The organism is Serratia sp. BIGb0234, assembly GCF_024809915.1.
GTDB lineage: Bacteria > Pseudomonadota > Gammaproteobacteria > Enterobacterales > Enterobacteriaceae > Serratia > Serratia liquefaciens.
In genome coordinates this window covers 246,502-258,564 of the sequence record NZ_JANUEI010000002.1, presented here as the reverse complement: position 1 = coordinate 258,564, position 12,063 = coordinate 246,502, and the positions used below count along the sequence as shown (strand labels likewise).

At 53.2% G+C, this 12,063-nt stretch carries 11 protein-coding genes; 9 read left to right on the top strand and 2 right to left on the bottom strand.

Annotation, left to right across the window (positions count from 1 at the left end; genetic code table 11):
• Nucleotides 1–688: 688 nt before the first annotated feature.
• From M2407_RS08260 to ompC, 6 genes are all read left to right on the top strand, one after another.
• The gene (locus M2407_RS08260; RefSeq protein ID WP_128864731.1) at nt 689–1,903 is read left to right on the top strand and encodes an aspartate aminotransferase family protein; all 1,215 of its coding nucleotides are present in this window, start codon (nt 689–691) and stop codon (nt 1,901–1,903) included.
• A gap of 52 nt (nt 1,904–1,955) precedes the next feature.
• A complete protein-coding gene (gene astA / locus M2407_RS08255; protein ID WP_020827406.1) occupies nt 1,956–2,990 on the top strand; it encodes an arginine N-succinyltransferase in 1,035 nt (344 codons plus the stop codon).
• The gene (astD, locus tag M2407_RS08250) at nt 2,990–4,462 is read left to right on the top strand and encodes a succinylglutamate-semialdehyde dehydrogenase (protein WP_130016299.1); all 1,473 of its coding nucleotides are present in this window, start codon (nt 2,990–2,992) and stop codon (nt 4,460–4,462) included. Before astA ends, astD begins: the two co-directional genes overlap by 1 nt.
• A gap of 180 nt (nt 4,463–4,642) precedes the next feature.
• Nucleotides 4,643–5,983, top strand: a complete 1,341-nt coding sequence (gene astB / locus M2407_RS08245) for an N-succinylarginine dihydrolase (protein ID WP_259217570.1) — start codon at nt 4,643–4,645, stop codon at nt 5,981–5,983.
• Nucleotides 5,984–5,994: 11 nt separating this feature from the next.
• Nucleotides 5,995–6,978: a succinylglutamate desuccinylase gene (gene astE / locus M2407_RS08240; RefSeq protein ID WP_259217568.1), complete on the top strand. Its 984-nt coding sequence runs from the start codon at nt 5,995–5,997 to the stop codon at nt 6,976–6,978.
• 650 nt (nt 6,979–7,628) lie between these two features.
• Nucleotides 7,629–8,711, top strand: coding sequence for a porin OmpC (ompC, locus tag M2407_RS08235; RefSeq protein WP_046373317.1), 1,083 nt, complete (start codon nt 7,629–7,631; stop codon nt 8,709–8,711).
• A gap of 83 nt (nt 8,712–8,794) precedes the next feature.
• Here the strand turns inward: ompC and M2407_RS08230 are convergent, their stop codons facing one another.
• Complete coding sequence (locus tag M2407_RS08230; RefSeq protein ID WP_020827319.1) at nt 8,795–9,019, bottom strand: biofilm development regulator YmgB/AriR family protein; 225 nt, start codon at nt 9,017–9,019, stop codon at nt 8,795–8,797.
• A gap of 130 nt (nt 9,020–9,149) precedes the next feature.
• Nucleotides 9,150–9,341 carry a YebW family protein gene (locus M2407_RS08225; RefSeq protein ID WP_012145560.1) on the bottom strand — a complete coding sequence of 64 codons (192 nt, stop codon included), beginning with the start codon at nt 9,339–9,341 and terminating at the stop codon, nt 9,150–9,152.
• Nucleotides 9,342–9,569: 228 nt separating this feature from the next.
• On the opposite strand from M2407_RS08225, the gene lysM reads away from it, so the two are divergent.
• The 3 genes from lysM (at nt 9,570) to M2407_RS08210 (ending at nt 11,677) form a co-directional block, all read left to right on the top strand.
• A complete protein-coding gene (lysM, locus tag M2407_RS08220; RefSeq protein WP_020827318.1) occupies nt 9,570–10,016 on the top strand; it encodes a peptidoglycan-binding protein LysM in 447 nt (148 codons plus the stop codon).
• Between the two features lie 458 nt (nt 10,017–10,474).
• Nucleotides 10,475–10,639: a hypothetical protein gene (locus M2407_RS08215; RefSeq protein ID WP_020827317.1), complete on the top strand. Its 165-nt coding sequence runs from the start codon at nt 10,475–10,477 to the stop codon at nt 10,637–10,639.
• 96 nt (nt 10,640–10,735) lie between these two features.
• On the top strand, nt 10,736–11,677 hold the full coding sequence (locus M2407_RS08210; RefSeq protein WP_142815072.1) for a pirin family protein: 942 nt from the start codon (nt 10,736–10,738) through the stop codon (nt 11,675–11,677).
• Nucleotides 11,678–12,063: the final 386 nt, after the last annotated feature.

The window sequence follows — 12,063 nt, the reverse complement described above, 5'->3', positions numbered from 1 at the left end:
CACGTGTTCCATTGAAATTAACCTATTATCGCGTCAGCAGACTGTCAACATTTTGTTCGGCAAGTTAACAAATATGAGATCTGACGCGGCAGTTGCCCAGCTTCACGCCCGATTTTGGCCCACACAGTGGCACGCAGAGCCTGTAATGACGCGGGTTTGCCCGCATCCGGTGCATTTTCTGCACCTGAATGGGGCAAAAGTGTGATGGGGAGCAAATCAGGCCAAATTATTTTTGCGAGCGCGATCAGAAATATCGAAGTTTTTTGTCATTGAATAGGATTTCGCAGCCAATGATGATTTTTCGCCTTATTTTTCCAATTATTCATTAGCAATGCATATTTATTGAATAAGTATGCATTATAAGCCGTTGTTTTACCGAAAAAAACCGCGTTTTTCGCCAAAAATCCCGTTTTGGCACGATAGCTGCTCTACACTCTTTATCAAACGGCATGTATTTTAACTGCTCGTTAACATTTATTCCCCGTTACAGGACCTGATACCCGGCATAAATAGCGAAAAACGCGAATGATGTAACAGATTTGTTTCTGCATAGGCGGTGAAAGGCAGAGTTATCACCGGCTAAAAAACGGATCGAACGGCGCGGTTTTTTATGTTTTGTTGTGGACCATCCAGGCTGGAGCGGCCTTTACAGTCAAAATTCAGTCTTTGCTGAAGTTATGAGGTCATTATGGAACAGCCAATCGCAGTTACCCGCCAGTCTTTCGACGACTGGATGGTCCCGGTTTATGCCCCCGCTGATTTTATTCTGGTACGGGGAGAAGGCTCGCAGGTATGGGATCAGCAGGGTAAGTCTTACATCGATTTTGCTGGCGGCATTGCGGTTAACGCGCTGGGCCATGCGCACCCGGTCGTGACCGCAGCGCTGGTGGAGCAGGCGGGCAAACTTTGGCACCTGGGCAACGGCTATACCAACGAGCCGGTGCTGCGGTTGGCCAAACTGCTGATTGACGCCACCTTTGCCGAGAAGGTGTTTTTCTGTAACTCCGGGGCAGAAGCCAACGAAGCGGCGCTGAAACTGGCGCGTAAACGCGCACTGGATAACGGCAACCACAGCAAGAACCAGATTGTGGCATTCAACAACGCCTTCCACGGCCGCACGCTGTTTACCGTGTCTGCCGGTGGCCAGCCTAAGTATTCCAAGGACTTCGCGCCATTGCCGGGCGGCATCACCCACACGCCATTTAACGATCTGGCGGCCGCTGCCGAGGTGATTAACGACAACACCTGCGCGGTGATCGTCGAGCCTATTCAGGGCGAAGGCGGCGTGTTGCCGGCCGATGCTGCTTTCCTGCAAGGCCTGCGTGAGCTGTGCGATCGCCACGATGCGCTGCTGATTTTCGACGAAGTGCAAACCGGCATGGGCCGTACCGGCGACCTGTACGCCTACATGCAGTACGGCGTGGTTCCTGACGTGCTGACCACCGCGAAAGCGCTGGGCTGCGGCTTCCCGATCGGCGCCATGCTGACCACTGACGAACTGGCCAAAACCCTGAGCGTCGGCACCCACGGCACCACCTACGGCGGTAACCCGCTGGCGACGGCGGTGGCGGGCGCGGTGTTCTCCGTCATCAACACGCCGGAAGTGCTGGAAGGGGTTAAGCAACGCCACCAGTGGTTCCTTGACGGCCTGAACAAGATTAACCAGCAGTATCCGATTTTCTCTGAAATCCGCGGCGGCGGCCTGTTGATTGGCTGCCAGTTGACCAAGGACTACGCCGGCAAGGCGAAGCAGATCACGCAGTTGGCCAACGAAGAGGGCGTGATTGCCCTGATCGCCGGTCCGGACGTGGTGCGTTTCACCCCTTCACTGGTTATTCCTGAGCAGGATGTGAAAGAGGGGCTGGCGCGATTCGCGCGAGCCGTGGCGCGGATTTGCAGCTAACACACAGGCTGCGCCCTTACCGGCGCAGCCTGATTCAGACGAGGTTCGCATTATGATGATTATTCGCCCTATAGAGCGTCGCGATTTGGCTGACTTACTGACGCTAGCCGGTAAGTCCGGCATCGGTCTCACTTCCCTGCCACAAGATGAAGATACCTTGTCGGCACGCATTGAGCGGGCGTTAAAAACCTGGCAAGGCGAACTTCCGCGTGGTGACCAGTGTTATCTGTTTGTGCTGGAAGACAGCGAGCGCCAGCAGGCGGTAGGGGTTTGCGCGATTGAAGTGGCCGTCGGGCTGACTGAACCCTGGTACAGCTTCCGCGTCGGCACGCAGGTGCATGCATCCAAACAGTTGAACGTGTATAAATCGGTGCCGACGCTGTTCCTCAGTAACGATCACACCGGCCATTCCGAACTGTGTACGCTGTTCCTCGATCCGGACTATCGTCACGGTGAAAACGGCAAGCTGTTGTCGAAGGTGCGTTTCCTGTTTATCGCCGCTTTCCGTGAGCGTTTCTCCGCCCGGCTGATTGCCGAAATGCGCGGTTTCTCTGATGAAGAGGGCCGTTCGCCGTTCTGGGAGAGCGTCGGGAACCATTTCTTTTCCATCGAGTTCGCCAAGGCGGACTACCTGAGCGGCACCGGCCAGAAAGCGTTTATCGCCGAACTGATGCCGAAACACCCGCTATATGTCGATTTCCTGGCCGAAGACGCGCAAAAAGTAATAGGCGAAGTGCACCCGCAGACCGTGCCTGCACGTCGGGTACTGGAGTCCGAAGGGCTGCGTTATCAGGGTTACGTCGATATTTTTGACGGTGGCCCAACGCTGGAAGCGGAAATCGATCAGATCCGCGCGGTCAAACAAAGCCGTCTGGTGAAAGTGGTACTGGATGAGACCCCGATGCGCGCCGATGCGCCGGCTCTTTTGGTGGCCAACGATCATTATGAGAATTACCGCGCACTGCTGGTCAATGCCGATCTGTATGACGACCGTCTGCATCTCAATGCCGCTACCGCCGAGGCGCTGGGCGTTGAACAAGGCAGCCCGGTGCGGGTCATCCCCCTTATTGCACAGGAGAAAGCGTAATGTCACATCCTGCACTCTTTATTAATGGCGCCTGGCAGCAAGGCCATGGCGCTGCGTTCAGCAAAACCGATCCGGTTGATAACCAACCGCTGTGGCAGGCTAACGCCGCCGACGGCAGCGATGTTGCTGCCGCCTGTGAAGCTGCCCGCGCCGCTTTTCCGGCCTGGGCTCGTACCCCATTCGAACAACGCGAACAGTTGGTGAAGCGTTTTGCCGCTTTGTTGGAAGAGCACAAGTCTTCTTTGGCGGCGGTGATCAGCCGTGAAACCAGTAAACCGCGTTGGGAAACCCTGACCGAAGTGCAGGCGATGATCGGCAAAGTGGCGATTTCATTGCAGGCCTATCAGGCGCGTACCGGCGTAAGCCAGACTGCGATGGCGGACGGCGCTTCGGTGCTGCGCCACCGCCCGCATGGAGTACTGGCGGTGTTCGGCCCTTATAACTTCCCCGGACATTTGCCGAATGGCCACATCGTGCCGGCGCTGCTGGCGGGCAACACCGTGGTGTTCAAGCCGAGTGAACTGACGCCGCAAACTGCCGAGGAAACCCTGAAGCTGTGGCAACAGGCCGGGCTGCCCGATGGGGTTCTCAATCTGGTGCAGGGCGGGCGTGAAACCGGTGAGGCGCTGGCCGCCAGCGCGGATATCGACGGCCTGCTGTTCACTGGCAGCGCGGGTACCGGTTACCATCTGCATCGCCAGTTGGCCGGGCAGCCAGAAAAGATCCTGGCGCTGGAAATGGGCGGCAACAACGCGCTGATTATCGATCAGATCGAGGATCGCGATGCGACGGTTAACCTGGCGATTCAGTCGGCGTTTATTTCCGCCGGCCAGCGCTGCACCTGCTCGCGCCGCATTCTGGTGAAACGCGGCAGTGAGGGCGACGCTTTTATCGAGCGTTTGGTGCAGGTGGCGAGTGCGCTGCGTGTCGGGCGTTGGGACGCTGAACCGCAGCCGTTCATGGGCGGCGTGATCTCTTCGGCGGCGGCGGAAAAAATGCTGGCGGCGCAACATCACCTGTTGGCACTGGGCGGCAACGCTCTGCTGACCATGCAGCGTCTGGAAAGCGGCAGCGCGCTGCTCAGCCCAGGCATTATTGACGTGACCGGGGTGCGTGACGTACCGGACGAAGAGTACTTCGGCCCGCTGACCACCATCATTCGCTATAACGACTTTGATGAGGCGCTGCGTATCGCCAACCAAACGCGTTATGGCCTGTCGGTTGGGCTGGTCTCGCCGCTGCGTGAGCAGTTTGATCATCTGCTGCTGGAAGCGCGTGCCGGTATCGTCAACTGGAACAAACCTTTAACCGGGGCTTCCAGTGCGGCACCTTTCGGCGGTGTCGGGGCGTCCGGCAACCACCGTCCGAGCGCCTATTACGCGGCAGATTATTGCGCCTGGCCAATGGCGTCATTGGAAAGCGAAAGCCTGACGCTGCCGGCCAGTTTGTCGCCGGGGCTGTCGTTTAATTAAATTTTACCCGTCGCCTTTCAAGCCGCAGCGGGGCGAATAAGTTCGCCCCGTTTAACGCGGGCACAGCATGTAGCGCCCCTACAATAACTGGGGATGAGCAAACTGCTCGCCTGGCTGCAACTTGAAATTCATAGGGTATGTTTTGAGTAGGGCCGAGCTTGCTGGGCCCAGGAGAAAAGCATGTCAGGATATGAAGTCAATTTCGATGGTCTGGTGGGCCTGACGCATCACTATGCCGGGTTGTCATTTGGCAATGAGGCCTCGACCCAGCATCAAAACAGCGTGTCGAATCCGAAACTGGCGGCCAAACAGGGGCTGCTGAAGATGAAGGCGCTGGCGGATCTCGGCTTTCAGCAGGGGGTATTGCCGCCGCAGGAACGGCCGCACCTGCCGATGCTGCGTAAGTTGGGTTTCAGCGGCAGCGACGAAACGGTCTTGGCGCAGGCGATGAAGCAGTCTCCGCGCCTGCTGTCTGCGCTCAGCTCGGCTTCTTGCATGTGGACCGCCAATGCGGCCACGATTTCACCTTCGGCGGACAGCGCGGATGGCAAAGTGCATTTCACCGCGGCCAATCTGAACAACAAATTCCATCGCGCGATTGAGGCCGAGACCACCACCGGCGTGCTGCGGGCGATTTTCAACGATCCACGCCATTTCGCCCACCATGAGGCTTTGCCGCAGGTGGCGCTGTTTGGTGACGAAGGCGCGGCCAACCACAACCGACTGGGCGGCGATTATGGCAAGCGTAGCGTGCAGATGTTCGTCTACGGCCGACAGGAGTTTGGCGGAGAAATCGCCCCAACTCGCTATCCGGCACGCCAGACGCGCGAGGCCGGGGAGGCGATTGCCCGTCTGCACCAGTTGGATGAGCAACATACGGTGTTTGTGCAACAGAATCCGGCGGTGATCGATCAGGGCGTATTCCACAACGACGTTATCGCCGTCAGTAACCAGAATGTATTGTTCCACCATCAGCAGGCGTTTTATCAGCAGCAGCAGGCGCTGGATGAAGTGCGTCGCAAAATGGCGTCGCTGGACAGCGAACTGGTGGCGATTGAGGTGCCGACGGAGCGGGTTTCCGTGGCGGATGCGGTCGCGACATATCTGTTCAACAGCCAAATTCTGACCAAGCCTAACGGCAAGATGATGATTGTGGTGCCGGAAGAGTCGCGTCAGCATCGCGGCGTGTGGGGCTATCTGAGCGAGATGGTGGCCAGTGGCGGACCAATTGATGAAATCAAGGTGTTCGATCTGCGTGAAAGTATGCGCAATGGCGGTGGGCCTGCCTGCCTGCGATTACGTGTGGCGCTGAACGAGCAGGAATTGCGGGCAGTCAATCCGCGCGTGATGATGAACGATACGCTGTTCGTTACGCTCAATGACTGGGTTGACCGCTATTACCGAGATCGTCTGACGCAGAACGATTTGGCTGACCCGCAATTGCTGCGTGAAGGGCGCGATGCGCTGGATACCCTGACGACCATCCTCGGGCTGGGATCGGTTTATCCTTTCCAACAATAGGCGATGTCATCATGTTTGATTTGTTGGCTCTGACGCTGGAAGGGCAAACGCCCGAAGAGCAACGGGGCGAAAATGCGGATTTACACTGGCGTTGGCTGGGGGAAGGCCTGCTGGAAATCACACCGCGCCGGGGATACCGGCAGGCGGTGGTGCTGTCGGCGGGGATCCACGGCAATGAAACGGCGCCGATTGAGCTGCTCAATCAACTGGTCAAGGATCTGCTTGGCGGCGAGCGAACTTTGGTGGTTCGGCTGCTGGTGATATTGGGCAATCCACCGTCAATGCGCGCCAATAAACGGTACCTGCACAGCGACATGAACCGGATGTTTGGCGGCCGCTATCGCGATTTCAGCCACAGCGACGAAACCGTGCGGGCGCAGCAACTGGAGCAGGCCGTCGCCGCGTTTTTCGACGGTGAGCAAGCGACACGTTTCCATTATGATCTGCATACGGCTATCCGAGACTCGCGCCTGCCGCGCTTCGGGATTCTTCCTTTCCAGACCCGGCCTTACAGTGCCGAGATGCTGGCATTGCTGGACGCGGCCGATTTGGATGCGTTGGTGATCCACAGTGCGCCGGGCGGCACCTTCAGTAATTTCACCAGTGAGCATGCCGGCGCCGCCAGCTGTACGCTGGAACTGGGCAAGGCGCGGCCGTTTGGTAGCAATGATTTACAGCAATTTGCGGCCATTAACCGTGCACTGCAGGCGGCAGTCAGTGGCGAAGCCTTGCCGCAGCGAATGGGAGAGGCTCTGCGGGTGTTCCGCGTTGAGCGATCGCTGATCAAACGTAGCGAAGCGTTCAAACTGCATCTCAGTGATGATACCGCCAATTTTACCGAGCTGGAGCAGGGGACGTTACTGTGTGAACAACCGGGGGAGGAGTACCGGGTTCAGCATGCCAGAGAATGGATTTTGTTCCCTAATCCCCAGGTCGCACTTGGATTGCGCGCCGGTATGGTGCTGATTGAAGCGCCGCGCAGCACGCTGTATTAACCTGTCAGTTTCGAATACGGTTTTATACTTACAGTATTTAAGGTTGTAGCGATGTCGGCTGCAACCTTAAATAACGGTGGTATATCCTGCTGCTAATTCCTGTTACTTCCCCTTCTTTATAGTCTCTCTATCGAAACTTATATTTTATGTTGAATTTATTTTTGCCTTCATTTTTTGATGGTTTGAATCGATTTAATTATTCGAAGCGGTAAAAGACTTGCTTAAAACGTGGCGAAACACACTAAATCACCGCAATGACTTTACTCAGATAAAAATGTGAAATAAGTAACGTTATTAGTAACCATGCTAAGATTCATGGTATTTATGAATCGAATGGAAAGCATACAAAAGGAAATCAAATTGCACCTTTATGGTGCGTTGCACCAAATTGGTTATAAGATATGTAATAAATATCAATATGAATCAATGAGTTGATTGACTTCTTTGTTGTAATATTTTGTTACACATAAACATGCTTTATCCACGGTGTTTTATGAACTTTTTTATTTTAAGTTTGGATTCATGATGCTAATGTCACATGGCTTCTTAATTAGAGGCGCTCATAAAACACTAAATGATAAAGATCACAGCCCAAACCATAAATTGGGCGTGATGGGCAGAAATTAAAATTATAATATCTAGGAAAATAAATGATGAAACGCAGTGTATTAGCCTTAGCTATTGCCTTAGGGGCAATGACCTCCTTTGCCAACGCGGCAGAAATTTATAATAAAGATGGCAATAAACTCGACCTGTACGGTCGCGTAGCAGCCAAACATGTTTTCAGCGATGACAAATCCGAAGATGGCGACAAGACTTATGTCCGCTTCGGTTTTAAAGGCGAAACGCAAATCAATGACCAACTGACCGGTTACGGCCAGTGGGAATACAACGTCCAGGCCAACCACGATGAAGCGCAGGGCACTGCCGGCACCAAAACCCGTCTGGGCTTTGCTGGCCTGAAGTTCGCCAACTACGGTTCATTCGACTACGGCCGTAACTACGGCGTGGTGTACGACGCAGAAGCCTATACCGACATGCTGCCGGAATACGGCGGCGACTCCTACAGCTACACCGACAACTTTATGACCGCGCGCTCCAATGGCCTGGCTACCTACCGTAACCGCGACTTCTTCGGCTTGGTGGAAGGCCTGAACCTGGCGTTGCAGTACCAGGGCAAAAACGACAGCGACAGCCGCGGTGTGACCAAACAAAACGGCGACGGCTACGGCATGTCCCTGGATTACCAGGACATCGGCGGCTCCGGTATCGGCGTAGCGGCGGCATTCTCGGATTCCAACCGCACCAGCGATCAGAAAAAATCTGTTTACGGTAAAGGCGACAGCGCAACGGCCTGGACCACAGCGATTAAATACGACGCCAACCAGGTTTACCTGGCTGCCATGTACGCCGATACGCGCAACATGACGCCAATCAGCGGCAACGGCGTATCTGGCTTCGCCAACAAAACGCAGAACTTCGAAGTTGTGGCCCAGTACCAGTTCGAAAACGGTCTGCGTCCTTCTCTGGCCTACGTGCAGTCTAAAGGCAAGGATATCGAAGGGATTGGCGATGTTGATCTGGTGAAATACGTGGAAGTGGGTGCGACTTACTACTTCAACAAAAACATGTACACCTACGTTGACTACAAAATCAACCAGTTGAACGACGATAACAAACTGAAGCTGAGCACTGACGACGTCGTGGCAGTGAACCTGACCTATCGTTTCTAAGTTTCAACACCATTACCTTCTTCCTGTGTCGGGATAAAACGGTAATCAGGCAGAGCGAAAGCTCTGCCTTTTTTATTGGGTTGTTAACCTTTGGGGGCTTGCCCCATCACTTCGATGGCGGAACGCAATGTAGCAAAGCGTTGCTGATTGGTTTCATGTTCAATCTCGTTAACCAAATGGGCCAGAATATTATTGCCGGAAACTTTTTTGTTGAGATTGATCAGTTGAATGACCGCGCCGCCGACCACCAGGCTGACGTCGCGTAACAGGGCTTCGTAGTGTTCGTTTGAGAAGGTAGAAACGGGCATCGCGCCATCTCCATATCGTTCGGGTGAGGCAATTTAGCAAAATAGTGGCATAAAGCATCGTCGGCATGCCGGCTTTCCGGTGAATTCAGAAATTCCTCAGAGGAAAGTAGTATAAAAGTCTTTTGGCGATTTACATCGGCGCATATTCGTTGGCGGGTAGCCAAAAGCCATCGATAAAATCTTCAAATGGGAAGCAGCCGGCGTGGCGCAGGTTTTGTTCTTTCATACTGATCAGGCACTGGCGTTCGTCACGCAGCACGTCAACCACGATATCGGCGCAGCCGCCGTCCAGATAACAGACAAACATCACCAAGGCGTACATCGCTTCTTATATCCTTCCTCCTAATCCTTCCATGCTCTTATTGTAGGTAACTTCAGCGATTGTTTCATGTCAGGTGCTGCATAAAAGGACAGATTGGCAATGAAAGTTGGCACTTTCGGATTACTCTAACCGCTTAATACTGTTGGACCAATTGAATATCCCTCTTGCGGTGCTAAGCTTAATAAGTCTTAAGTCAATGCAACATGCTAACCATCGAAAGGAGTGAATATGGGTTTGTTTAACTTCGTCAAAGAAGCGGGCGAGAAACTGTGGGACACAGTGACCGGCAATGCGACAGCCGAAGATCAAAGCGCAAAACTGAAGGACCATCTCAATAAAACCGGCTTGCCGGGTATCGATAAGGTTGATGTGCAGGTGGTTGACGGTAAAGCCGTAGTAACCGGGGATGCGGTCAGTCAGGAGTTGAAAGAGAAGATCCTGGTGGCCATCGGTAACGTGGCAGGTATCAGCGGCGTGGAAGACAAAGTAGCGGTTGAACAAGCCGCCGCGGAAAGCCGTTTCTATACCGTGAAGAAGGGCGACACCCTGAGTGCGGTCTCGAAAGAAGTGTATGGCAACGCAAATCTGTATAACAAGATTTTCGAAGCGAACAAGCCAATGCTGTCCAGCCCGGACAAAATTTATCCGGGGCAGGTGCTGCGTATTCCGCAGTAATACCCACAGCAGCACGACACTGCCTGGCCCGATCTGTTATCGGGCTTTTTTTATGTTTACTTGCATAAGTTAGCCTAATTATTTTATTGTCTTAATAAGACTTTTGAATGCATCGTAATCTTGGTCATCTCAGTTCTGGGGGAGTGTTGACCCTGGTGAGGAAAGTTGATAGCGTCTTGCCACTCTTGAGGTCTGAGTGGCATTGGGCGCGGAATCTGACAAACCCGCAATGGCGGGCTTTTATCAATCACCCTTCACAAAAACGTTAACGCGTGATGAGTTAAGATAGATTCTGTGAAACAACAACGTAATACCTCACAAGATAAAAACTACCGTGAAACTTTGGGAGACGCGCAATTCGCTGTCATTGTGCTGGCGATAGCGTCCTGTTCCCTGATCATTTTTACGCTTTCAGTCACGCTATGGCTGACGTGATGTCGTTCAATACAGGAGATAAAATGGAGCACAATCTCCACGATGAAACCAAGCTGTTGGCCGTTATCGGTTTACTGGTTTCCGTGTTGTTAGTGGTATCGATTCTTTTTGGTGTGACTTACTTTTCCGATCTCAAGCATGCACGCGATGAGGTCGACATCAAAGGCTGCTATATAAAGGCGTCGTAGCCTTCTGCCTCCCGGGTTGCGTTCTGGTCGCTTGCTCATGATAAGCTGGCGTCCAGCTACTCGCTCAACCCGTGTGTCGTTCTGGAGGCGTTAATCATGAGCAATTCCCGCCCAACCTATTCATCCTCTTCCCGTGATTGTCCTGTGGTTGACGGCATCCGTCAGATCCAACGTATTGCCGTACGTAACGCCGAAGTTGGTGGTATCCCGATAAGCCGTGCCTTGCCCACCCGTGAACGGCGTACGCTAGGCGCATGGTGCTTTCTCGACCATGCAGGCCCGTCGGTATTCAGCGGTTCCTCCCAGGGGATGGACGTTGGTCCACATCCGCATATCGGTCTGCAAACCTTTACCTGGATGATTGAAGGGGAAGTTCTGCACCGGGATAGCCTGGGCAGCGAACAGGTGATACGGCCCGGACAGGTCAATCTGATGACCGCAGGACGCGGTATAGCGCATACCGAACAGTCCACCGGTGAGCAACGGCGTTTGCATGCTGCACAATTGTGGATTGCCTTGCCTGCAGAACATGCCGATACTGCGCCGCGCTTCGATCATTATCCCGACTTGCCGTGCTGGCTGCACGATGAGGTCAAACACACTTTACTGGTGGGGGAGTTCGAACAATATCGCTCTCCGGTGTCGACTTTTTCACCGTTAATCGCCATGGATTTGGAATGGCAGGCTGATGGTTATTTGCAATTACCTCTGCGAAAAGATTTTGAAATAGGTTTATTGCCCCTTATTGGTGCATTTGAGGTTAATGATGAAAAATTTTCACCTGATGAATTCGCCTATTTAGGTATAAATCTTAACCGTATCGAGTTACGTGCCAAGAAAGGAAGTCGTGCATTATTAATCGGTGGCTTGCCATTAACCGAAGAGATTCTCATTTGGTGGAATTTTGTCGGCCACAGCAAACAAGAGATTAGCCGTGCGCAACGTGATTGGGAGCAGGGGAATTCACGTTTTCCCGATGTCGTCGGCTATTGCGGTCCCCGCATGACCGCGCCACGCCTGCCCTGGAGCGATGATTGATACCTTCGTGCTATAACAACGGGATATTTTTATTCATTTCGCTCTATTAACGTTAAATTAATGTGATCGGAATTCCATGTTTTCGCATCGATATAGTTTATCTGGTAAATAGTGATCTTGCGCAAATAAATGGTCGGAGCAGTGGATTAAGATAACTTTCAAGAAGTGATGTTATCTACCGCTAGTCAGAAGCCTGTGAGGTTAATATGAGCCAAGTACTCTATCGTGCAAGATTATCCCATGTTGTTATTGCAACGGCGGCGTTCTGGATCTCTATCGCAGCCATGCTGGTTGTTGTTCTGAGCTAACTCTGAATGATTATGCAATAAACCCGCTACGGCGGGTTTTTTTATGTCGATATATTCGCAATATTCTCAGTGAGGTTA